The organism is Bradyrhizobium australiense, from assembly GCF_013114825.1.
GTDB lineage: Bacteria > Pseudomonadota > Alphaproteobacteria > Rhizobiales > Xanthobacteraceae > Bradyrhizobium > Bradyrhizobium australiense.
The window spans coordinates 385,198-408,810 of the sequence record NZ_JAAVLX010000003.1 but is presented as its reverse complement, the minus strand read 5'-3'; the positions used below and the strand labels follow the sequence as shown (position 1 = coordinate 408,810).

The 23,613-nt window shown below is 62.3% G+C and carries 19 protein-coding genes and 2 pseudogenes; 10 read left to right on the top strand and 11 right to left on the bottom strand.

Annotated features, from left to right (window positions below):
* Positions 1–8: 8 nt before the first annotated feature.
* From HCN58_RS09040 to pcaF, 6 genes are all read right to left on the bottom strand, one after another.
* Positions 9–1,145, bottom strand: a complete 1,137-nt coding sequence (locus HCN58_RS09040; RefSeq protein ID WP_171579009.1) for an ABC transporter substrate-binding protein — start codon at positions 1,143–1,145, stop codon at positions 9–11.
* A gap of 51 nt (positions 1,146–1,196) precedes the next feature.
* A complete protein-coding gene (locus tag HCN58_RS09035; RefSeq protein ID WP_171579008.1) occupies positions 1,197–2,087 on the bottom strand; it encodes a shikimate dehydrogenase in 891 nt (296 codons plus the stop codon).
* A 128-nt stretch (positions 2,088–2,215) separates the two neighbouring features.
* Positions 2,216–3,154, bottom strand: coding sequence for a LysR family transcriptional regulator (locus HCN58_RS09030; protein WP_171579007.1), 939 nt, complete (start codon positions 3,152–3,154; stop codon positions 2,216–2,218).
* Positions 3,155–3,198: 44 nt separating this feature from the next.
* The gene (pcaG, locus tag HCN58_RS09025) at positions 3,199–3,804 is read right to left on the bottom strand and encodes a protocatechuate 3,4-dioxygenase subunit alpha (RefSeq protein WP_171579006.1); all 606 of its coding nucleotides are present in this window, start codon (positions 3,802–3,804) and stop codon (positions 3,199–3,201) included.
* Positions 3,805–4,506, bottom strand: a complete 702-nt coding sequence (gene pcaH / locus HCN58_RS09020; RefSeq protein ID WP_171579005.1) for a protocatechuate 3,4-dioxygenase subunit beta — start codon at positions 4,504–4,506, stop codon at positions 3,805–3,807.
* A gap of 106 nt (positions 4,507–4,612) precedes the next feature.
* Positions 4,613–5,821: a 3-oxoadipyl-CoA thiolase gene (gene pcaF, locus HCN58_RS09015; protein ID WP_171579004.1), complete on the bottom strand. Its 1,209-nt coding sequence runs from the start codon at positions 5,819–5,821 to the stop codon at positions 4,613–4,615.
* Between the two features lie 312 nt (positions 5,822–6,133).
* Here pcaF and mutS point away from each other — a divergent pair, with 312 nt between their 5' ends.
* The gene (gene mutS, locus HCN58_RS09010; RefSeq protein ID WP_171579003.1) at positions 6,134–8,866 is read left to right on the top strand and encodes a DNA mismatch repair protein MutS; all 2,733 of its coding nucleotides are present in this window, start codon (positions 6,134–6,136) and stop codon (positions 8,864–8,866) included.
* Between the two features lie 87 nt (positions 8,867–8,953).
* Here the strand turns inward: mutS and HCN58_RS09005 are convergent, their stop codons facing one another.
* Positions 8,954–9,748 (bottom strand): hypothetical protein, encoded by a 795-nt coding sequence (locus HCN58_RS09005; RefSeq protein WP_171579002.1) that lies wholly within the window; start codon positions 9,746–9,748, stop codon positions 8,954–8,956.
* A gap of 144 nt (positions 9,749–9,892) precedes the next feature.
* The gene (locus tag HCN58_RS09000; protein ID WP_171579001.1) at positions 9,893–10,402 is read right to left on the bottom strand and encodes an OsmC family protein; all 510 of its coding nucleotides are present in this window, start codon (positions 10,400–10,402) and stop codon (positions 9,893–9,895) included.
* Positions 10,403–10,612: 210 nt separating this feature from the next.
* Between HCN58_RS09000 and HCN58_RS08995 the strand changes: the two genes are divergently transcribed.
* Positions 10,613–13,411: a [protein-PII] uridylyltransferase gene (locus HCN58_RS08995; protein WP_171579528.1), complete on the top strand. Its 2,799-nt coding sequence runs from the start codon at positions 10,613–10,615 to the stop codon at positions 13,409–13,411.
* A gap of 984 nt (positions 13,412–14,395) precedes the next feature.
* Here the strand turns inward: HCN58_RS08995 and HCN58_RS08990 are convergent.
* Positions 14,396–14,659: a hypothetical protein gene (locus HCN58_RS08990; protein WP_171579000.1), complete on the bottom strand. Its 264-nt coding sequence runs from the start codon at positions 14,657–14,659 to the stop codon at positions 14,396–14,398.
* A gap of 429 nt (positions 14,660–15,088) precedes the next feature.
* On the opposite strand from HCN58_RS08990, the gene HCN58_RS08985 reads away from it, so the two are divergent.
* From HCN58_RS08985 to HCN58_RS08965, 5 genes are all read left to right on the top strand, one after another.
* Complete coding sequence (locus HCN58_RS08985) at positions 15,089–16,843, top strand: PAS domain-containing sensor histidine kinase (RefSeq protein ID WP_235983553.1); 1,755 nt, start codon at positions 15,089–15,091, stop codon at positions 16,841–16,843.
* A complete protein-coding gene (locus HCN58_RS08980) occupies positions 16,840–17,508 on the top strand; it encodes a response regulator transcription factor (RefSeq protein ID WP_171578999.1) in 669 nt (222 codons plus the stop codon). The genes HCN58_RS08985 and HCN58_RS08980 overlap by 4 nt, the downstream gene beginning before the upstream one ends.
* 93 nt (positions 17,509–17,601) lie before the next feature.
* Positions 17,602–17,988 carry a response regulator transcription factor gene (locus HCN58_RS08975; protein ID WP_171578998.1) on the top strand — a complete coding sequence of 129 codons (387 nt, stop codon included), beginning with the start codon at positions 17,602–17,604 and terminating at the stop codon, positions 17,986–17,988.
* A gap of 175 nt (positions 17,989–18,163) precedes the next feature.
* Positions 18,164–18,328 (top strand): hypothetical protein, encoded by a 165-nt coding sequence (locus HCN58_RS08970; RefSeq protein ID WP_171578997.1) that lies wholly within the window; start codon positions 18,164–18,166, stop codon positions 18,326–18,328.
* On the top strand, positions 18,325–18,522 hold the full coding sequence (locus tag HCN58_RS08965; protein ID WP_171578996.1) for a hypothetical protein: 198 nt from the start codon (positions 18,325–18,327) through the stop codon (positions 18,520–18,522). The genes HCN58_RS08970 and HCN58_RS08965 overlap by 4 nt, the downstream gene beginning before the upstream one ends.
* Before the next feature lie 341 nt (positions 18,523–18,863).
* Here the strand turns inward: HCN58_RS08965 and HCN58_RS08960 are convergent, their stop codons facing one another.
* Positions 18,864–19,379: a methylated-DNA--[protein]-cysteine S-methyltransferase gene (locus HCN58_RS08960; protein ID WP_171578995.1), complete on the bottom strand. Its 516-nt coding sequence runs from the start codon at positions 19,377–19,379 to the stop codon at positions 18,864–18,866.
* Positions 19,380–19,469: 90 nt separating this feature from the next.
* On the opposite strand from HCN58_RS08960, the pseudogene HCN58_RS08955 reads away from it, so the two are divergent.
* From HCN58_RS08955 to HCN58_RS08945, 3 genes and pseudogenes are all read left to right on the top strand, one after another.
* Positions 19,470–19,831, top strand: a pseudogene (locus tag HCN58_RS08955) (DUF1304 domain-containing protein).
* 246 nt (positions 19,832–20,077) lie between these two features.
* A pseudogene (locus HCN58_RS36725) lies at positions 20,078–21,294 on the top strand (ABC transporter substrate-binding protein).
* Positions 21,295–21,608: 314 nt separating this feature from the next.
* Positions 21,609–22,835 (top strand): ABC transporter substrate-binding protein, encoded by a 1,227-nt coding sequence (locus HCN58_RS08945; protein ID WP_171578994.1) that lies wholly within the window; start codon positions 21,609–21,611, stop codon positions 22,833–22,835.
* A 216-nt stretch (positions 22,836–23,051) separates the two neighbouring features.
* Here the strand turns inward: HCN58_RS08945 and HCN58_RS08940 are convergent, their stop codons facing one another.
* Entirely contained in the window at positions 23,052–23,477 is a 426-nt protein-coding gene (locus HCN58_RS08940) for a DUF1330 domain-containing protein (protein ID WP_171578993.1), read from the bottom strand.
* Positions 23,478–23,613 lie beyond the last annotated feature (136 nt).

Genomic DNA, 23,613 nt, shown 5'->3' with positions numbered 1-23,613 from the left:
CAACACGCTCAATTCAGCTTCGGCAGCACCTGCTTGACGACCTGCTTGCCCTCAACGATCTCGACCAGGAATCCCTGGCGGTCGATGTCGCCCTTCTCATCGAAGGTCACATCCATCAGGATGCCGGGCTCGCTCGCGGCCTTGATGGTGAGGCCGTGAAGCGTATCAGCGAACTTTTTGGCATCGACCTTGCCCATCTTCTCGGTGGTGGCTTTGACCATGTAGATCGCGAGATAGCCCTTCAGTCCGTTATGATCAGGGACATAATTGTACTTCTTGACGAACTTCTCCCGGAACGCCTTGACCAGATCGACCGGTGCGTCGGTGGTAAGACCGACATGGCCGCGCGCGCCATTGGCGGCGTCTCCAGCGAGTTCGACGACCTTCTGGCCGACGAGCGTCGTCTCGCCGACCAGCGGCACAGCGATCGCTTGGCGCTTCAGCTCTTTCAATATCCGCGCGCTTTCTTCCTCGTTGAGGTAGATGAAGACCGCATCGGGCGCCGCGGCTTTGATCTTGCTGACGTCGGCGGCGAAATCGGCTTGTCCGGCTTCGGTGGAAATGTCAGCGGCGACCTTGATATTGTACTTGGCGAATTCCTTGGTCATGACGTCGCGGCCGCCCTTGCCGAAATCGTTGTTGACCCAGACGATCGCGACCGACTTCGCCTTCAGCTCGTCGTTGACGTATTTGGCAACCTTCGGCATGGAGGACTGCTGGCCGAACGAGGTGCGGAACAGGAATTTGTTGCCGCCCTGCGTCAGTTCGGCGGCTTCGCCGCCCATGATCTGCGTGATGCCGGCCTCGGCGGCGAGCGGCGAAGTGACCTTGACCGATCCGGAATAGCCGGGGCCGAGCAGCACATAGGGCTCATTGTCGAGCGCCTTCTGCACCTGCGCGCGCGCCACGCCGGGGTTCGACTGCGAATCCGCATGCGTGACTTCGAGCTTGCGGCCGAGCAAGCCGCCCTTGGCGTTGATTTCCTCGATCGCGAGGTCGATGCCGTTTTTCCAGTTGTTGCCAACGGTGGCGCCGCCGCCGGACAGTTCGGCGACATCGGCGAGTTTGATCGGCGCGCCCTGTGCGAATGCGCCACTGGCCGACATGGCCACGAGCAGTAGCGCGGCAAAGATTCCAGATTTCATTTCCATCCCCTCTTGTTGTTTCAAAAAACGGCCTTGTAACCGGCCGTGTTGTTACGCTGCATTCACATTAGCGTAGCGTTTGGCCATCACGGCGTCGAATGCATTTCCCATCTCGACGGCCGACGGCTTCAATCCCGTGAACAGCTCGAAAGCGTCCGCGGCCTGATAGATTGCAAGTTCGCGTCCGGTCATGACGGCGGCGCCCTTCGCCTTGGCGGCATTCAACAGCGGCGTCCAAAGCGGCGTGTAGACCGCGTCCGCTACCCAAATGTTCTTGTGAAGCAGCGCGTCGGGAACGGGTGTGCCGCGGTTCGGCAGCATGCCGACTGGCGAGCCATTGACCACGCCGGTGGCGCCGCGCATGGCTTCCTCGACGCTGCCGGCAATCTTTGCGCTGCCGCGGCTCTCGATTTGGCCGACAAGTTGTGTTGTCTTGGCGCGATCGGTGTCAAAGATTCTGATCTCGCTCACGCCGGTCTCCGCCAGCGCGAAGGCGATCGCCTTGCCAACGCCGCCTGCGCCGATCACGGCGACACGGCTCTGCGCGGGATCCCGGACAAGGTCGGTGATCGCCCGGGCAAACCCTGTCGTATCGGTGTTGTATCCGATCAGCCGGCCATCCCTGACCACGACCGTGTTGACCGCGCCGATCGCGCGTGCGCCGGGCGACAATTCATCGAGCAGGGAAACCACCGCTTCCTTGTAGGGGAACGTGACGTTGACGCCCGCAAATCCAAGACGCCGCACGCCATCCAGCAGCAGCCGCAATTCCTGGCGGTCCGCGCCCGCGACCTCGATGAGCTGGTAGTGGCAATGGGCGCCGAGCGCTTCGGCAGCCCGCTCATGCATCGCTGGCGACGCCGAATGCGCGATCGGCGCGCCGATCAGGCCGGTGAGGAAGCGGCGATCGGCCGGAGCAATGGGACGGGCGGCAGGGCTCATGATCTCGTCATCGGCGCAATGCGGATTAGCGTCAGTGGTCGGTCGGGGATACGCCCCGATCCGCCGAAACGATAGCGTTTTGCCGACCTAACACAATTACCCATTTATGCTGGATAGATAACATCATGTTATCTGATGCGAGACTTGGAATCGAGCTTGCGCGGTGCCGTCCTGCCCGGTTCCACCGCCTGCATTTCCGAGCGCAGGCATTCGATGAAGTACTCGATGTGCAGCGACAGCGGCGCGCCGCGTTTCACCGCAATATACGTGTCGAACCTGGTCGGCTCGACGATCCGCAGCAACTCAATTCCGGGATAACCACCATGAGCGACGGTGAACTGGTCGATCACGGCAATGCCGAGACCGGCCTTGACGAGCGCACACACCGTGGTGCCGAAGCGGGCCCGGATGGTGATGTCGTAGTCGAGTTTGTTGCGCGCAAAGATTTCCGCCACGATCCGTCCATAGGGATCGTTGGGATCGATGCCGATCAGGGGATAGCGGATGATCTCCTTGGCCGAGACCTGCTTGCACCCGGCAAGCTCATGCCCCGCCGGGACGATGCAGAACAACTCGCCCGACGCCAGCGGCAGGAAGTCGAGACCGGGATGCTCGAGCCGATAACTCATGGCGACGCAATCGCCACGGCCGAGCAACAGATAGTCGACGGCTTCCTCGATCTTGAGGATGTTGATGTCGATCCGCAATTCGGGATAGCGGCGGCGGACCCGCTCGATCGCGCGCGGCACCATCACCTGCGAGATGCTCGGCACCGAGCCGATCCGCAGTTCTGACAGATTACCGCGGCCGATCTTGGAGATGATCTCGGAGAGATCATCCATCTTCTCGTAGACGCCGTTGATCTGCTCGAAGATGTTGCGGGCTTCCGGCGTCGGAAAATAGCGTCCGTTTTGGCGCTGGAAAAAGCGGACTCCCAGGGACTTTTCGGTGTATTTCACCAGCCGGCTGACGCCGGGCGCCGACACGTTCAGAAGCCTCGCCGCGCCGCCGATCGTGCCGGTTACCATCACGGCGCGGATCACCTCGACCTGGCGAAGCGTCATCATGTGCGAAGTCTTGCCTGTCGCGCCGCCTCTGCATGCAGTAGCGGCTACACTTCGAAAAACACCGTCTCGTTGTCGCCCTGCAGATGTACGTCGAAACGATAGACCGCATTTCCGCTGCCCGGCTGGCGTGTCGCGATCAGCGTGGCGCGGCGGTCGGCCGGCACCAGCGCCAGCACCGGATCGGCGGCATTGGCGGCCTCACCATCGAAATAGATTCGTGTGTAGTTATGCAGGAGCATGCCGCGCGCGAACACGGCGAGCACAATATGCGGCGCCTGCGGCTTGCCGTCGGGATCGGGCACCACGCCCGGCTTGACGGTATCAAACGCGTAGCCGCCCTTGGCATCGGTGCCGATCCGGCCAAACCCCTTGAACGATGTATTCGGCACTGCCCGCTTGTCCTGCGGATCGCTGAATCTGCCCTGCGCGTCCGCCTGCCAGATCTCCAGCATGCAATCCGGCACGACCGCGCCGTCACCGTCGAATACCTCTCCTTCGATGCGAATCCGTTCGCCCGAAGTGTCCGGCGTCACCAAATTATTGTTGAAGGCGTCGTTCCAGTCGTATTTGCCATTGGGGGTAAGGCCGTAAGCGAAATAGGGACCGACGGTCTGCGACGGGGTGACGCCGTCTGGCTTGGTCTGTGGCACTTAACTGTTCTCCATCGGCGTGGCGTTGCGCCCGCGCAGCACAATGTTGAAGCGATAGCACAGCGCCCAGTCCGGCTTGGTGTTCTCCAGATCGAACGACGAGATCATCCGGTTGCGCGCCTTCTCGTCGGTGACCGAATTGAAGATCGGATCGAACGGGAACAGGGGATCGCCCGGGAAATACATCTGCGTCACCAGGCGAGAGACGAAGGAGTGGCCGAACACCGAAAAGTGGATGTGGGCCGGCCGCCAGGCGTTGTGGTGATTGCCCCAGGGGTAAGCGCCGGGCTTGATCGTGATGAAACGGTAATAGCCTTGCGCGTCTGTTTGCGCGCGGCCGGCGCCGGTGAAATTCGGATCAAGCGGCGCGGGATGCTGGTCGACGACGTGGACATAGCGTCCGCAGGCATTGGCCTGCCAGAGTTCGACCAGCGTGTTCGGCACGCCGCGGCCGTCTTCATCGAGCACGTGGCCATGCACGATGATGCGCTCGCCGATCGGCTCGCCCTTGCCATGAACCGTGAGGTCGTGATCGTTCGCGCGCACCGTCTCGTGGCCATAGACCGGCCCCGTCAGTTCCGACAGCGTATGCCGCATCGGAATCAGCGGCTTCGAGGGCGAACGCTTGACCGTGCTCTTGTAGGCGGGAGACAGCCGCGGCGGATGCGCCGCGAGCGATTGCACTGGATAGACCAATGTCATGACGAATTCCTCCCTCGCAACGCATTCGTGAGCCGCGCCACCCGGATCATTATATGACATAACTAATTTGGGAAAGCGCGATTTTTCGCCTTCCCAAATTGTTGTCTTAGTTGATCTTTTCGATCGCGACCGCAACGCCTTGGCCGACGCCGACACACATGGTTGCCAAGGCAAGCTTGCCGCCTCGCTTCTCCATGCCGTGCACCGCCGTCAGCGCCAGCCGCGCGCCGCTCATGCCGAGCGGATGGCCGAGCGCGATCGCGCCGCCATGCGGGTTGACGAAGTCGGCATCGTCCTTGACGCCCAGTTGCCGCAGGCAGGCTATGCCTTGCGAGGCGAAGGCTTCATTGAGTTCGATCAAATCGAAATCGCTGATTTTGATGCCCAGCCGCTCCATCAGTTTCTTCGTCGCCGGCACCGGACCGATGCCCATGATGCGCGGCGGCACCGCGGCGGACGCGAGGCCGAGAATACGCGCCCGCGGCGTCAACCCGTGCTTCTTCACGGCGGCCTCGGAGGCGAGGATCATCGCCGCCGCGCCGTCATTGACGCCGGAGGCATTGCCTGCGGTGACCGTACCGGGATTGCGCACGATCGGCTTCAGTTTTGCCAATCCTTCGAGCGTCGTTTCGGGACGCGGATGCTCGTCCTTGTCGACGGTGATCGGGCCGGCCTTGCCGCCGGGCACCTGGATCGGCGTGATCTCCTCGGCGAAATAGCCGGAAGCGATCGCCGCGCCGGCGCGCTGCTGCGAGCGGATCGCCATCGCATCCTGATCGGCGCGCGACACCTGGAATTCCTCGGCGACGTTCTCGCCGGTCTCCGGCATCGCATCGACGCCATACTGTGCCTTCATCAGCGGATTGATGAAGCGCCAGCCGATGGTGGTGTCGTAAATCTCCGCCGAGCGCGCGAACGCCTCCGGCGCCTTGCCCATCACGAACGGCGCGCGCGTCATGGATTCGACACCGCCGGCAATCGCGAAATCGATCTCGCCGGCGCGGATCGCTCGCCCTGCTGCGCCAACCGCGTCGAGGCCCGACGCGCAGAGGCGGTTGAGGGTCTGCCCGGGAACCTGCTCCGGCATGCCCGCGAGCAACAGCGCCATCCGCGCGACGTTGCGGTTGTCCTCGCCGGCCTGGTTGGCGCAGCCGAAAAACACCTCATCGACCTGCGACCAGTCGAGATTGGGATGCTTCGCCATCAGCGCCTTGATTGGAGTGGCGGCGAGATCGTCGGCGCGCACCTTGGCGAGCGAGCCGCCGAAACGGCCGATCGGGGTCCGGACGGCATCGCAAATGAATACATCACGCATAGAATCTCTCCCTGAATGCCGTGCTTTAGGCGGTGACCCAGAATTGATGCGAGTTTTAGGAGCGCGCCCGCGGCAGGTCAATTGAGGCATGCCCGCCGCGCGGCACTTTCGCGGAAGGGCCGGCATGCTCAGGGCGAATAATCAATCGAGCGGCGCCGGGCGTGGAAAACTCTGACAACGCAGGTATGGGAATAGGACCGGGCGGCGAAATTCTGTAGTTTGCGGCCCCTGGAGCCTCGGCCGGCTCCAGCTTCTCGTTTTGACGCGTTTTCTTCACGCGAACCGGTACCCACTTCACTTGAAAACGCTCTGATGACGATCCAGCAATCCATCCCCGCCCCCGCGGCACCCGAGGCCACGCCTGCGACCGACGCAACTTCCCGCGTCACGCCGATGATGGAACAATATCTGGAGATCAAGGCCGCCCATCCCGGGCTGCTCCTGTTCTACCGGATGGGCGATTTTTACGAGCTGTTCTTCGAGGACGCCGAAATCGCCTCGAAGACGCTCGGCATCGTGCTGACCAAGCGCGGCAAGCATCAGGGCATGGATATCCCGATGTGCGGCGTGCCGGTGGAGCGCTCCGAGGACTATCTGCATCGCCTGATCAATGCCGGCCACCGCGTTGCCGTGTGCGAGCAGACCGAGGACCCCGCCGCCGCGCGCGCCCGCGGCAACAAGAGCGTGGTCCGCCGCGGCGTGGTGCGGCTGGTGACGCCGGGCACGCTGACCGAAGACACGCTGCTGGACGCCCGCACCAACAACTACCTGCTGGCAATCGCGCGCGCCCGCGCTTCCTCCGGCGGCGACCGCATCGGGCTGGCATGGATCGACATTTCCACGTCCGAGTTCATGGTGACGGAATGCTCAGCGGCCGAACTGGCGGCGACGCTGGCGCGGATCAATCCGAACGAGGCCATCGTCACCGATGCGCTCTATGGCGATCCTGATCTCGGACCGTTGCTGCGCGAACTAGCCTCGGTAACGCCGCTGACCCGCGACGTCTTCGACGGCGCCACCGCCGAACGGCGGCTGTGCGATTATTTCGCGGTCGCGACGATGGACGGGCTTTCCGCGATGTCGCGGCTGGAGGCGACTGCCGCTGCCGCCGCCGTCACCTATATCGATCGCACGCAGGTCGGAAAACGTCCGCCGCTGTCGCCGCCGTCGCGGGAGGCCGCGGGCACCACGATGGCGATCGATCCGGCCACCCGCGCCAATCTCGAATTGACGCGGACGCTCGCCGGCGAGCGACGCGGATCGCTGCTCGATGCGATCGACTGCACCGTCACCGCCGCCGGCTCGCGGCTATTGGCGCAGCGTCTCGCGGCGCCGCTCACCGACAGCGCGGCGATTGCACGGCGGCTGGATGCGATTGCAGCCTTCGTTGCCGATAGCGCCACGCGTGACGATATCAGGACCACGCTGCGCGCCGCGCCAGACATGTCGCGTGCGCTGGCACGGCTGTCGGTCGGACGCGGCGGCCCGCGCGACCTTGCAGGCCTGCGCGACGGCATCCTTGCTGCGGATCAGGCGCTGGCGCGGCTCGCACAGCTCGAAGCGCCGCCATCTGAAATTGTGGCCGTGATAGAGGCGCTGTCCCGTCCATCGCGCGATCTGGCGCGCGAGTTCGAGCGAGCGCTCGCCGACCAACTGCCGCTGATCAAGCGCGACGGCGGCTTTATCCGCGAAGGCTATGAAGCCGCGCTCGACGAGAGCCGAAACTTACGCGACGCCTCCCGCCTCGTGGTCGCCGCGATGCAGGCGCGTTACGCCGAGGACACCGGCATCAAGGCGCTCAAGATCCGCCATAACAACGTGCTCGGTTATTTCGTCGAGGTGACGGCGCAGCACGGCGACAGACTGATGGCGCCGCCGCTGAACGTGACCTTCATCCATCGCCAGACGCTGGCCGGCCAGGTTCGTTTCACCACGTCCGAGCTCGGCGAGATCGAGGCCAAGATCGCCAATGCCGGTGACCGCGCGCTGAATCTGGAATTGGAAATTTTTGAGCGGCTCTCTGCGATGGCGCTCGCCGCCAGCGACGACCTGCGCGCGGCGGCGCATGCGTTCGCGCTGCTCGATGTCGCGACCGCGCTGGCGAAGCTGGCCGTCGACGACAATTACGTGCGGCCCGAGATCGATGGCTCGCTCGGCTTCGCCGTCGAGGGCGGCCGGCACCCCGTCGTCGAACAGGCGCTGAAGCGCGACGGCCAGCCGTTCATTGCCAATGCCTGCGATCTCTCGCCGGGGCCGGGGCAAAAATCCGGCCAGATTTGGCTGATCACCGGTCCTAACATGGCGGGCAAATCGACGTTCCTGCGGCAGAACGCCTTGATCGCGCTGATGGCGCAGATCGGCTCCTATGTGCCGGCGTCACGCGCCCGGATCGGCGTCGTCGACCGGCTGTTCTCTCGCGTCGGCGCGGCCGACGATCTCGCGCGGGGACGTTCGACCTTCATGGTGGAGATGGTCGAGACCGCCGTGATTTTGAACCAGGCCAGCGAGCGTTCGCTGGTCATCCTCGATGAGATCGGCCGCGGCACGGCGACCTTCGACGGCCTGTCGATCGCGTGGGCCGCGATCGAGCATCTGCATGAGGCCAATCGCTGCCGCGCGCTGTTCGCCACGCATTATCACGAGCTGACCGCGCTTTCGGCAAAACTGCCGCGGATGTTCAACGCTACCGTGCGCGTCAAGGAGTGGCAGGGCGATGTCGTGTTCCTGCACGAGGTGCTGCCCGGTTCCGCCGACCGTTCCTACGGCATTCAGGTCGCGAAGCTCGCCGGCCTGCCACCCGCGGTGATCGCCCGCGCCAAGTCGGTATTGGCGAAGCTCGAGGCGCAGGATCGGGGCCAGACGGCGCGCGCGCTCGCCGACGACTTGCCGCTGTTCGCCGTCCTCTCCCGCGCCGCCGCCGAAGCCGCAGCCCCGAGTGAGGCGGAGCTATTGATGGAAGCCGTGCGGGCGCTGCACCCCGACGAGATGTCGCCACGCGAGGCGCTGGAAGCGCTGTATGCGCTGAAGGCGAAATTGCCGAAATAGTCGCTGTCATTCCGGGATGGTGTGTCAGCACCAGACCCGGAATCTCGAGATTCCGGGTTCGATGCCACGCATCCCCCGGAATGACGGTCAGCGCGCCACCTTCCTTCGCCCGAGCCACCACAGGCCGAGATTCCATCCCACACACGTCGCCAGCGCCAGACTCAGCCCGATTGCCGAACCGAACTGCAGTGCGGCGACATGCAGCACCGCAATCGCAATTCCCAATCCGATCAATCCCCAGGCGCTGTTGGCGAGCACGGCAGCCGTCGGCGGGCCGCCGATGCGGGGATGCAGGATCAGCATCATCGACGTGAACACAACTGGGAACAGCGCGATCATGCCGCTGACCTTGGGGCCGACCCAGCTTGAGGTGGTGACGACCGTCGCCACCAGCGTCGCGACCAGCGAGGCCCGCAGGGGGATGTCATACCAGCGGCGCCGGATCGGCGGCATTTTGGCGTGGCGATACCGGGCAAGCAGCGGCACGCAGATGGCGTAGGCGATGACATTCGCGATCAGCCCGCCTGTGAGCGACCATTGCACCGAGTGGATGACGGTGGCGAGCGCGAGCCACACCGCTACCGCCGCAAGGCAACTGAGCAGCGCGCCATGGCGCTGCGCCAGCACGACGTAAGTCAGCCCGAGGAAGATCGTTGCGGCATTGATCGGCAGGCTCGCCAGCGCGCCCTCGGCGATGAAGGCCGCGTCGTGATCGAGCGCGAGGAACACGTAGGACGGCCCCGCCGAGATCGGCAGCGTCGCGATCAGCGCGCCGATTACGGGACCTGCGCGTTCGGTGACGATGGACGCTGTCACCACGAACGCCGCGGTAATCGCCATGCGCAGGCCGAGCGTCAGGATGAAGGCGAGTTCGTGGGACATCCATCCGTCGTCCCTGCGGAAGCAGGGACCCATACGCCGCGGCGTCTCGATTTTTTGGGCGGTGCGGGCTGGTACTTGCCACACCAATGCAGTTCGGTGGTTATGGGTCCCTGCGTTCGCAGGGACGACATCGGCGTTTGGATCTCACACCCGCTTCATCGACACCGTAACCTTCGGGCCGTTCCTGATGGTCTGGTAGACCACGCAATAGCGTTCGGTGAGTTTCAGCAGCAGATCAAGCTTGTCCTGCGGCGCGTCGCTTGCGACCTCGAAGCGCAGGCGGATCTCCTCGAACCCGACCGGGGCTTCCTTGTCGACGCCGAGCGTGCCGCGAAAATCGAGATCGCCCTCGGCGATGACGTGGCCGCTTTTGAGCGGCACCTCGATGGCGGTGGCCACCGATTTCAGCGTCACGCCGGCGCAGGCGACGAGTGCTTCGAGCAGCATGTCGCCCGAGCACAGCTCAAGTCCGGAGCCGCCGGTGGCGGGGTGGAGGCCCGCAACCGCCAGCGCGCGGCCGGTCTCGACCTTGCAGGCGATGCCTTCATTATCGATCGATCCTTTGGCCTTGAGGGTAATGACTGCGGCCGAAGGATCGGACTTGTAGCGTTCCTTGATCGGGGCCTGCAGCGCGCGAAGTTCGGCGGCGTCCATTCTTCTCTCTCCCGACTTTATTTTGCGTCCCGGTATAGTCGGCGATTGACGCGATGTCATCATCGCGCCTGGCGCGGGCACCTATACGCTTCTCCAACATTAGCCTTTTCAACAGGTTAGGACTGGAATTCGGCCGGGCCGCGGCATAGCTTGGGGTTTGCATTGCAATCGCCCGTGACAGCCCCTGCGCCGTCCGATATCGGGGAGATCATGGACAGCATCGTGATAGAGGACCGCTCCGAGGCGGATGACCGTTTCGATACCGCGCGGATCACCGCGGCGGTCGATGCGCTGGCCGAAAAACATGCCGGCCGCGAGGACGTGTTTCGCTCGGCGCTGGCGCAATTGCTCAAGGCCGAGATGATCGCGGCGCGGGCGACTGCGCAGGTCGTGCTGCTGAGGGATCGCCACGGCCGCCGCTGCGCCGAGCGGCTCTGCTTCATGCAGGACGAAATCATCCGCATCCTCTATTCGGCCGCGACGCGACATCTCTATCGTTCGCATGTGCCCTCCGGCGCCGAGCGCATGGCCGTGGTCGCCACCGGCGGTTACGGCCGCGGTCTGATGGCCCCGGAATCCGACATCGATCTGTTGTTCATCCTGCCCTACAAGCAGACGGCCTGGGGCGAGCAGGTCGCCGAAGCCATTCTCTATTGCCTCTGGGACATGGGCTTGAAGGTCGGCCACGCCACGCGCTCGGTCGACGAGTGCATCCGCCAGGCGCGCGGCGACATGACGATCCGCACCGCGATTCTCGAGACACGTTACCTGACCGGCGACCAGCCGCTTTATGACGAACTCGTCGCACGCTTTGACAAGGACGTGGTGCAGGGCACGGCCTCCGATTTCGTCACCGCAAAGCTCGCCGAGCGCGAGGAGCGTCACCGCCGCGCCGGGCAATCGCGCTACCTGGTCGAGCCGAACGTCAAGGACGGCAAGGGCGGATTGCGCGATCTGCACACGCTGTTCTGGATTGCCAAATACGTCTATCGCGTGCGCGAGACCGGGGAGTTGGTCGAGCGCGGCGTATTCGACGCGCAGGAATACCGCACCTTCCGCCGCTGCGCCGATTTCCTGTGGTCGGTCCGCTGCAATTTGCATTTTGTCTCGGGCCGCCCCGAGGAGCGGCTGTCCTTCGACATGCAGCGCGAGATCGCAGTCCGCCTCGGCTACACCTCGCATCCCGGCATGCAGGATGTCGAACGCTTCATGAAGCACTACTTCCTCGTGGCGAAAGACGTCGGCGATCTCACCGCGATCCTGTGCGCCAAGCTGGAGGACGAGCAGGCCAAGCCGGCGCCGGTCCTGAGCCGGATGGTGGCGCGGCTGCGGCCGGGCAGCGCCAAGCGGCGGCGGGTGCCCGACAGCGACGACTTCATCATCGACAACAACCGCATCAACCTCGCCGCGCCCGACGTCTTCAAGCACGACCCGGTGAACCTGATCCGGATCTTCCATCTGGCACAGAAGAACAACCTCGCCTTCCACCCCGACGCGATGCGCACGGTGACGCGCTCGCTGAAACTGGTGAACGGCCAGCTTCGCGAAAATACCGAAGCCAACCGGCTGTTCATGGAGATCCTGACGTCTGACAACGCGGAGACCGTGCTGCGGCGGATGAACGAGACTGGCGTGCTCGGTCACTTCATCCGCGCCTTCGGCAAGATCGTGTCGATGATGCAGTTCAACATGTACCACCATTATACAGTGGACGAGCACTTGATCCGCTGCATCGGCTTCCTGCAGGAGATCGAGCGCGGCGGTAATGACGAGTTCACGGTCGCGAGTGACCTGTTCCGGAAGATTCAGCCCGAGCATCGCGCGGTGGTCTACATCGCTACCCTGCTGCACGACGTCGCCAAGGGGCGGCCGGAGGACCATTCGATCGCGGGCGCCAGGGTGGCGCGCCGGCTGTGTCCGCGGCTCGGCTTTTCGGCAGGCGACACCGAGCTGGTGGCGTGGCTGATCGAAGAGCATCTGACGATGTCGACGGTGGCGCAGTCGCGCGATCTCTCCGACCGCAAGACGATCGAGAATTTTGCCGCTGTTGTGCAATCGGTCGAGCAGATGAAGCTTCTGACCATCCTGACCACTGCCGACATCAGGGGTGTCGGCCCCGGCGTCTGGAACGGCTGGAAGGCGCAGTTGCTGCGCACGCTGTACTACGAGACCGAGCCGGTCCTGACCGGCGGCTTCTCGGAAGTGAACCGGGCGCAGCGCATCGCGGTGGCGCAATCGGAATTCCGCGCCGCCTTCACCGAATGGCCGGAGGAGGAGCTTAATGCCTATATCGGGCGGCATTATCCCGCCTATTGGCTCAAGGTCGACCTGCAGCGAAAGATCCGCCAGGCGCGCTTCATCCGCGCCAGCGAACAGGCCGGGCACCAGCTCGCGATCAATGTCGGCTTCGATGAGGCGCGCGGCGTCACCGAACTGACGATATTGGCGACCGACCATCCGTGGCTGTTGTCGATCATCGCCGGCGCCTGCGCGTCCGCCGGCGCCAACATCGTCGATGCGCAGATCTACACGACGACCGATGGCCTCGCGCTCGACACTATCGCGATCTCCAGGGAATACGACCGCGACGAGGACGAGGGCCGGCGCGCGACCCGCATCGGCGAGATGATCGAGCACGTGCTCGAGGGTAAATTGCGGCTGCCCGAAGTGGTGGCGCGCAAGGCCGCCAACCGCGGCAAGATGCGCGCCTTTGTGGTCGAGCCGGAGGTCACCATCAACAACCAGTGGTCAGACCGCTACACGGTGATCGAGGTCTCCGGCCTCGACCGCCCGGGCTTGCTCTATCAACTGACGACGGCGATCTCGAAGCTGAACCTCAACATCGCCTCCGCCCATGTCGCGACCTTCGGCGAACGCGCCCGCGACGTGTTCTACGTCACCGATTTGCTCGGCGCCCAGATCAACGCACCGACCCGGCAGGCCGCGATCAAGAGCGCGCTGATTCATCTGCTCGCCAGCGAAGACAACGTCGCCAAGCCGGCGGCGTGATCGACTACTATCGTCCGCTCGCGCCAGTTTGATTGCGAGCCGACAGTCGCGACGCATCGGCGATCGGCTCCCTCCCTTGCCGGGGAGGGCTGGGGAGAGGGTTCTCTCCGCGACCACGAACCGGACAGATTGCCGACAGTGTCGCCCACGATTCCCGTTGACAACGAGCACCGCCGATGCCGCCACCCCTCTCCCTAACCCTCCCCCGCAAGGGGGGAGGGAACGGACCTTTCGTGCGGCGACGGCGTGCATAGCATTGCAACCAAATACGACCACACGATCTCGCCGCATCATCTGCGCGAGTTTTGATTAGAGAATTTCCCGCCCCCTCCAATCAGAGGGCGCAGGGAAGACCGGGTGCTGGCTGCACCCGCGGTCTCGTGTGCAAAGTGCGCAAAAGAGAACGCACACGAGCATACAGGTACAGCGGGAGCATCCCGGCTTCCCTGCGCAATGGCTTTACGGCTTACTTCGAGCTCTCCCCGGTGAACGGCTCTTTTGCCACTGTCGCTGCGCAGAAACTCCACGCAAAGTTAGCGCCAGCACCGCGGCGCCAGGACCACACGACTTCGCCGTACGCTTCCTGCGCGTACACCTTGCGCATTCAGCGTCCATCGCATCTCACCGCACGTTCGTGACGATCGCGAGCCGCCTCTCAATCGGGTGTGACGGGCGGGTTATGCGGCTGATTTGCCTCTCGCGTTAAGCGAAATATTTTTGATTCTTTTTGATTCCTGGGCTTGACGCAATTTCGGAAAATCAGAATTGATTTGCCCGTCGTGCCAATTGGTCGCAGGCGCGTACTGAAATTGCGCTTGTGCGCGATGCGAGGCAGACCAGCTTTGTAGGAAGGGTGGAGCGACTTGTCCGCCGAAGCTCAAACGAGCGAAGGCCGAAACGATACCCATCAATCATGTGGAGAGACAATGATGGGTTTCGCTGCGCTCTACCCATCCTACGAACTCGCGCTGCCCTCTCGCAAGTCTAGTCGGTCCGTTCGACCGCAGTCCAACCTTGACACTCAAGCGCAACCAAGCTCGCCGTGACGAAGGTAAGATAGCTTGCCTGCGCAATCAGGACGCCAAGATCGAACAGGACAAGTAAATCTTCCCACGGGTTCTCTTGCTGAACGAGGTTTGTTCGCCTGCCTCCATAGATAACGGTGGGCTGGAACCTGCGGTCGCGAGGATTTGTTTCGGATTCGATATCGTCGGAGCAAAGGATCAGATGCAGGTGTGCTTTCGGCATATCAATCCCCAGAGTTCGGTCGGCAATCCCTTAGGCGAGCGGGCTCGACGACAGCGACGGTTGCGAGCGGCAAGGCATGAGGTCGATGGGTATTCCGTAACGCTCTTCCCGCATGGCAATACCGGCGCTCGGCCGCCATCCGGCTACCCAATCAGCGTAGTCATCGAGAAGGAACGGACCATTGAACGAAGGTTGATCCAAGCGTCCATTCGGTTGCGCGGATCATACCGAGGTTTAGGATCGCAGTCTGGCCCCGCGACGGAAGATCGCGTGCCCGGAAGGGGCCGCGGAGGACCAGCCGATTTTACCCTCCGGGCCTTACGAAAAGCTGCTAATATCCAGCCTGTTAGGAGGGCGACGTTGTCGCCGCTGATGATAGCGAACACCTGGCGACGCAGCGCCGCTCGGGATGGCCGAGCCTCAGTGCTGATGATGCGTAAGCCGACGATAAGGTCCCGGCGCTCGGCCGAGCAATGGCTGCTCGGCAGCATGGCGCTGGCGTTGGGAGCGGTGGCCGGAATCTGGCTGCTGCTCGGCCCGGCGCCGACGGCCGCCCCTCATTTCATTGCGATCGCGCTGCTCATCGCTTCGATCGCCGCCTCATTGATCATGATGGGCCTGGTCGCGCATACGCGCAGGCAGATGGAAGCCGTGCTTCAGGGCCGAGTAAGCGGCGAAGCGCGCGCGATCGAGACGCTGCGCAACAGCGAGGCGAAATGGAAGGAGGTGTTCGAGCATAACCCGGTGATGTACTTCATGGTTGATGCGACGGGGACCGTGCTGTCCGTCAACACATTCGGCGCCGCACAACTCGGCTACTCCGTCAGCGAATTGCTCGGGAAATCCGTGCTGAAGGTCTTTCCTGCCGAAGAGCAACCCGTCGCCCAGAGCAACGTTGCAATATGCCTGGAGAATATCGGCCAGACCCACAGTTGGGAGATATGCAAGGTTCGCAAGGACGGGTCAGCGCTCTGGGTTCGTGAAAACGCCAAGGCCGTGCGGCGGCTGGACGGCCGATTGGTCGTCCTGATCGCGTGCGAAGACATCACCGAGCGCAAGCAGGCTGAAAATGCGCTTCGGCAGAGTGAAATGTATCTGGCCGAAGCCCAGCGATTAAGCCACACCGGCAGCTTCGGCTGGCGCGTCGCCAGCGGCGAAATCATCTGGTCGGAAGAGACCTTCAGAATATTCGGATTCGAAAAGGCCCCTTCCATCAAGCATGCCACCGTCATTCAACGCATTCATCCTGATGATCGCGGGCGCGTGCAACGGACCATCGACCGCGCGTCCAGCGACGGCAAGGACTTCGCGCATGGATATCGATTGCTGATGCCCGACGGCTCGATCAAACATGTCCACGCCACCGCGCATGCGGTGACGGACGCATCGGGCAGCATCGAATTCGTCGGGGCGGTAACTGATATCACGGCCCGCAAGCGAGCCGAGATGGAATTGCACGAAGCGCAGGCGACTCTCGCGCATGTCACGCGTGTGACTGCCCTCGGCGAACTTGCCGCGTCGATCGCCCATGAAGTGAACCAGCCGCTCGCCGCCGTGGTCACCAATGCCGCCGCATGCCGGCGTTGGCTCGACCGTGAGCCTCCCGATCTGAAGGAAGCGCGTGGGACCGTGGAGGCGATCATCAAGGACGGCAATCGTGCCGGCGAAGTGATCCAGCGCGTCCGCGCGCTCGTGAACAAGGCTACCGATCAAAAGGCAGCGCTTAACATCAACGATGTCATCAACGAGGTCATCAGCCTGGTGCAGCATGAGCTGCTCAACCACCAGGTATCGTTGCGGCTGGAGCTCGCCCCCGACCTTCCGCTGGTGATCGCCGATCGGGTCCAGTTGCAACAAGTCATTCTCAACCTGGTCATCAACAGCATCGAGGCGATGCAGCCGGTCACGGACCGGCCGCGCGAACTGGTGATCCGAACATGCCAGGACGAAGCCCGGCAAATCGTGGTGACGGTGAAGGATTGCGGCGTCGGGCTCGGCACCGAGAATGCTGACCGGCTGTTCGACGCCTTCTTCACCACCAAATCCAGCGGCATGGGAATGGGCCTTTCGATCTGCCGCTCCATCGTCGGCGCTCATGGCGGGCGGCTGTCCGCGTCCGGCAACGCCGGCCCCGGCGCGACATTCCAGTTCACCTTGCCGTTAGATCAGGAGGGCGCGCCGTGACAGGACGCCGGGCATCCTCCACGCTCATAAGCGCCGAGGAGCCGGTCGTCTTCGTCATCGACGATGACGCATCGGTGCGTGAGGCACTGAGCAATCTCTTTCGATCCGTGGGGCTGCGCGTCGAGGTGTTCGGTTCGGCTCACGAGTTTCTGCAGTGCAAGCTTCCGAATGTCCCCAGTTGCCTGATTCTTGACATCAGGCTGCCCCGGCTGAGCGGGCTCGACTTTCAGGCAGAACTGGCCAAGGCCGACATTCATATTCCGATCATCTTCATGACGGGCCACGGCGATATTCCGATGACGGTCCGGGCAATGAAGGCCGGAGCCGTCGATTTCCTGACCAAGCCATTCCGCGATCAGGACATGCTGGATGCCGTAACCGCGGCCATTGAACGCGACCGCAACAGCCGCGATGAAGCCAAGATTCTCTCAGACCTGCACGCGCATTTCGCGACCCTGACTTCCCGTGAGCGGCAGGTGATGGCGCTCGTGACGTCCGGGCTCATGAACAAGCAGATCGCAGCCGAAATCGGCCTGGCGGAGATCACCGTGAAGATTCACCGCGGGCATATCATGCGGAAAATGGGAGCGAAGTCGCTGCCCGATCTGGTGCGGATGGCCGAGCTACTTGGGATCGGGCCCGCATCCGACCGATCGCAAACCTAAGTATGCTTTTCCTTCGCTGATTTGCAGCGCACTCTCCCGATACGCGGCGGCACAGTAAAAGACATCCTCTGGTCGTCTCCAGAAAGGATCGCTTTGTCCAATCGGGTCATATCAATCATCGACGATGACGGGTCGGTTCGCGCCGCGACCCATAATCTCGTCAGGTCGCTTGGCTACGCTGTCCATTCGTTTGCATCGGCCGAGGATTTCCTGCGATCGCCGCATCTGAATGACACTTCGTGCGTGATAACGGATGTCAGAATGCCCGCCATGAGCGGGCTCGAGCTGCAAGATCATTTACGCGCCACCGGACATCGCTTTCCCTTCATCTTCGTCACGGCTTTTTCGGTCGAAAGCGACCGCGCCCGGGCGATGAAGGCGGGAGCGACCTGCTTTTTGAGCAAGCCGTTCGATGGGGAGGCGCTGATCAAGTGCCTCGAAGCCGCACTGGCGCCAAACGGCGCGGCCGCAAACAAATGAGCCGATACGGCCCTCGGGCGAGCCAGCATACGTAAGGATGATCTCGCCAAACATCTAGACGAATTGAAGATAAGCCCCGACCGCGCCAGACTTCGCATCGTCCTTCGAGAAACGAAGGGCGCACAGCATCACACATTTTGATCGGCAAATGGCAATTCCTCGGAAGGAGGTCGCCATGCGTACAGAACCGCGCTGCTCCGAGTGTGACAGCGAAGACCCCAAAATCATCTCCCTGCGAAATCCAGCGCGCGAACGCTATTGCGGCCGCTTCTGTCTCAACAAGGGCCACGAGAGTTTCATTCGCTGGATACGGCGTGCCAATGCGGAGGTCGCGTCATGAACAATTGTTGCGGAAATCCGGAATGCAAGCGCCCCTTCGGGCTGGTCCGGCGTAGCTGGTACTTCCAGCAGTTTTGCTCGGCGAAGTGCCGCGAGATCTACAAGCGTCAACTGGAGCGCAACCGGACCTATTGGAAGTGGCTCTACCAGCTGCCGGAGCCCGCGGCGCGCAGGGATCATCTATCGTGCCGGTGATCGCGGAGGAGCCATCATCGCGATGGCAAATGCGATGCTGGTAGGCGCATTGCTGGCGTGGGGACCTCTGCTGATTGTTTTCATCTGTATCCTTCGGGACATGCGAAACGCACCCCGCGACCCCGATTGACTTGAAACGGCGGAATGTCCTCAAACGCCATTGCACGCCCGCTTGATTGATCCGCCGCTCCTCGTTCTCGATCTCAACGTCTTCACGTTTTCACTAATTTGTAGGGTGGGCAAAGCGAAAGCGTGCCCACATCAAGAATCGAGCTCGGCGATTGATGGTGGGCGCGGCGCTATTGCGCCTTCCCACTCTACATGCTGCGCCCGTTCGTAGGCTAGATCTCTATACCCTCGTGCTTGAGCAGCCAGCGCTTGCGCTCCAAGCCGCCGCCGTACTTCACGAGCGAACCATCGGCACCGATCAGGCGGTGACAGGGCAGGACCACACTGATTGGATTCGAGCCATTGGCGTGGCCGACGGCGCGGACGGCGCGCGGCATTCGAAGTGTTGCGGCGAGCGCGCCATAGCTCATCGTCGTCCCTGCCGCGATCTTCGGCAGCGCGTTCCATACCTTCTGCTGGAACGGCGTGCCGGCGACGCGCCATTCGATCGCTGCGAGGCGGTCAAGGTCACCCTTGAAATACCCGGTCAATGCGGCGCGCAAATCACGCGGCGCCCGCGCATTCTTCAGGTTCACCGCGCCATAATGCAGGCGCAGCAATTGCTGCATGCGGGCCTCGTAGTCTTCCCAGTCCAGCGCGCGGAGCAAGCCGTCCGCATCGGTGACCAATAGCGCGATGCCGATTGGCGTTGGCAGGCAATCAAGGTTGAAGTTTTCGGGCATCGTCATTCCCTGAAAAATATCCGTGAGTGCCCGCACTTTTCACCTGCGGCGTGTCAGCGTCCACCCGAATTCTGCTGCCGGTTGGGGGACCGCAACATGATCTTCATCGCCAACGTTCTAGTCGCGGTGGTCGCTGCGCTCCACGTGTTCTTTCTCGTGCTGGAGATGTTTCTCTGGGACAAGCCGCTGGGCCTGAAGATCTTTCGCAACCCGATCGAGAAGGCAAGGGATTCCGCGGTGTTGGCCGCCAATCAGGGGCCTGTATAACGGCTTCCTTCGCGGGCCTCGTCTGGGGCCTGCTCCAGCCCAATCCGGTCTTCGCGTTCCAGATCAAGATTTTCTTTCTGCTCTGCGTGATCGTGGCCGGCGCCTATGGCGCGGCGACCGTCAGCCGCCGGATCCTGTACGTGCAGGCGGCGCCCGCGGCGCTCGCCTTGATCCTGCTCTGGCTGAGTTAGAGTAAACGTTTCTTTGAACCGTCATCCCGCTCTAGCTTCTTACTTGAGCATGATCTCCGGGCAAACGCTTCGCGTTTGTCCCCAGGGAAAACCGGTACCCACTTTTCCGGATCATGCTCCGGGTCATTCACCACCCAGCATCGTCTTGCATTGCCAAAACCGTTCCGCCAAACTCCCTGACAACGATGACGCCGGCAATCCCAAGCGATTGCCGGACAGGATCGTCGGCCATACGGGAGCAACGATATGAGGAGCGGCATTCTTCATCTGCTTGCAGGCACTGCTATTGCGATCGCGATGTCGGCCTCGCCAGCCAGCGCGCAGAAAAAATACGACGCCGGCGCGAGCGATACTGAAATCAAGAACGGCCAGACCGTTCCGTTCTCGGGACCGGCCTCAGCTATGCCGGTATAGGCAAGACGCAGGCCGCCTATTTCAGGATGATCAACGAGCAGGGCGGCATCAACGGCCGCAAGATCAATTTGATCCAGTATGACGACGCCTACTCGCCGCCGAAAGCCGTCGAGCAGGTGCGCAAGCTGGTCGAGAGCGACGAGGTATTGTTCACCTTCCAGATCATCGGCACGCCATCAACGCCGCCGTCCAGAAGTACCTCAACGCCAAGAAGGTGCCGCAGCTCCTCGCCGCGACCGGGGCGTCGAAATTCACCGATCCCAAGAATTTCCCCTGGACCATGGGATACAATCCCAATTACCAGTCCGAGGGGCGGATCTACGCCAAATACATTCTGCAAAATCACCCCAACGCCAAGATCGGCGTTCTCTATCAAAAAGACGATCTCGGCCGCGACTATGTCACGGGCTTGAAGGAAGGCCTGGGCGCCAAGGCGGCTTCCATGATCGTCGCCGAAACCTCCTATGAGCTGACCGATCCGACCATCGACTCGCAGATCGTCAAGCTGAAGGCTGCCGGTGCCGACCTGCTCTATGACGCCTCGACGCCGAAATTTGCAGCGCAAGCGATCAAGAAGGTCGCCGACCTCGGCTGGAAGCCGTCCACATCCTCGACATCAATGCGAGCCCGGTGTCGGCCACGCTAAAGCCCGCGGGCCTCGACATCTCCAAGGACATCATCTCGACCAACTACGGCAAGGACCCCGGCGATCCGCAGTGGAAGGACGATCCCGGCATCCAGGCCTATTTCGCCTTCATGGACAAATATTACCCGGAGGGCGACAAGCTCGACACCGTCAACACGTATGGTTATTCGACCGCGGAATTGCTGGTGAAGGTCCTGCAGCAGTGCGGCGACAACCTCACGCGCCAAAACATCATGAAGCAGGCGGCCAATCTGAAAACGGCAGCCTGTCGCTGCCCGGCATGGTCACCAATACCTCGCCGACCGACTACCGCATCAACAAGCAGATGCAGATGATGAAGTTCAACGGCGAGCGCTGGGAGCTGTTCGGCCCGATCATAGAGGATACCGGGCCGGCCGGTTAAACAGAGCTACCGATCGGCGGATGACGGCCGGTGTCGTCCTCAGCACGAGGCCGGCGGTTTCATTTGATGTCGATAGGTCGCGTTGTTCGATCGTGCATTATTACGCGCCGCTCGGCAGCAGTGGAGTCTTTTTGTGCAGGCGGAACCTGCTATCTTTCCCAGGCGCGTTCACCCCACCTGGATCGTTCGAATGGGCTACGCTTGCATTGCAATATGGCTTCCGCCACTATTGTGGCAGCGATGACGCGGGTCCGGGCTAACGGCAGCGGGCAAGCTCATCAGCTCAATCATAAACACACGAGGAATGCAGCATTATGAGGAAGGGTATTTTCCATCTGGCCATCGGCATGGCGCTGGCTCTTGCGCTGTCGGTCTCCACGGCGTCGGCGCAGAAAAAATACGACACCGGCGCGAGCGACACCGAGATCAAGATCGGCCAGACCAATCCATTCAGCGGACCGGCCTCCGCCTATGCCACCATCGGCAAGACCCAGGCGGCCTACATCAAGATGATCAATGAGCAGGGCGGCGTGAATGGCCGCAAGATCAATCTGGTCCAGTATGACGACGCCTACTCGCCGCCCAAGGCCGTCGAGCAGGTGCGCAAGTTGGTCGAGAGCGACGAGGTGCTGCTGACCTTCCAGCTGCTCGGTACGCCCTCGAACGCAGCGGTGCAGAAATATCTCAATGCCAAGAAGGTGCCGCAACTGTTCGCCGCGACCGGCGCCTCGAAGTTCACCGACCCGAAGAATTTTCCGTGGACGATGGGCTTCAACCCCAACTACTTCGTCGAGGGGCGCATCTACGGCCAGTACATCATCAAGGAATATCCGAACGCCAAGGTCGGCGTGCTCTATCAAAACGACGACCTCGGCAAGGATTATTTGAACGGCATCAAGGCTGGCCTCGGCGACAAGGCCGCGAAGATGATCGTGGCGGAAGCTTCCTACGAAGTCTCCGACCCGACCATCGATTCGCAGATCCTCAAGATCAAGGACGCCGGCGCGGACCTGTTCTTCTCGGCGACGACGCCGAAACAGGCGGCGCAGGCGATCAAAAAGATCCACGAGCTCGCGTGGAAGCCGGTCCACATCCTCGACATCAACGCGACCTCGGTTGGCGCCGTGATGAAGCCGGCCGGACTCGAAGCTTCCAAAGGCGTGATCAGCGTCAATTACGGCAAGGATCCGCTGGATCCGACGTGGAAAGACGATCCGGGCATGAAGAAATATTTCGAGTTCATGGCGAAGTACTATCCTGACGGCGACAAGGACTCGAGCTTCAACTCCTATGGCTACATGACCACGCAATTGCTGATCCATGTGCTCAAGGCGTGCGGCGACAATCTGACCCGCGAGAACGTGTTGAAACAGGCCACCAACCTGAAGAACGTTCAGCTCGACCTGCTGCTGCCGGGCATCACCGTCAACACCACGCCGGACGATTACCGCGTCAACAAGCAGCTGCAGATGATGAAGTTCAACGGAGAGCGCTGGGAATTGTTCGGCCCAATCCTGGAGGACAAGGGCGCGGCGGGTTAGAGCTCGACGACCTACTAAACGATCGGCGGAAGAAGCGATCGGCGGCCCCTCGGGGCCGCCGAATTTTTCCGTGTCGTCAATGCCGGGCTGCCGCCTCCGCTAAAGCTTCGGCGCGCCAGGACGGGTAGCCTTGGCGAAGCCGGAACCCGGCAATCCATTATTCTTCATGAGAAGCTTCGCTTGATGGATGGCCGGGTCAAGCCCGGCCGAGCGGGGTCACTTCGGTAGCTCCCCGAACGTCTTGCCGACCGGGAGCACGGCGTGGCGGATCAGGCGGGAATCCTCGACCGCAGCCTGACGGTGTTTGACCGCTTCGCGGTAGACGGGATCGCGGATCATTTCGGCGAACGCCGCGACGCTTGGATATTCGGCGATGAAGCAATGATCCCAGCGCTCGTCCTGCGGCCCGATCAGCATCAGCTCGAACCCGCCCTGCCACACGATCCGCCCTCCGAGCCGTTCGAACACCGGGCCGCTTTCGCGCCCATAGGCCGCATAGGCTTCCGCGCCGGTCGCCTTGCGGCCGTCGGGATAGGTGGCCTCAGCACGCAGCCGGACCAAGTTGAGCATGTGGATCGGACCCGGCCGGTCGTTGGCCCGGAATTGCGCGAACACTTCCTTAGTCGGATCGATGTGGCCCATGCCGTTTTCTCCTTAAGAACGCTGTCGTTTGCCAATCCTAATATGGCCCCGCCGCACCTCCTAATCCCGCATTAACCTTTCCGTAACCGAGCCTTAAACAGCCACCGCTAGCGTGCGTCGGGACGGGTGTGAGCGG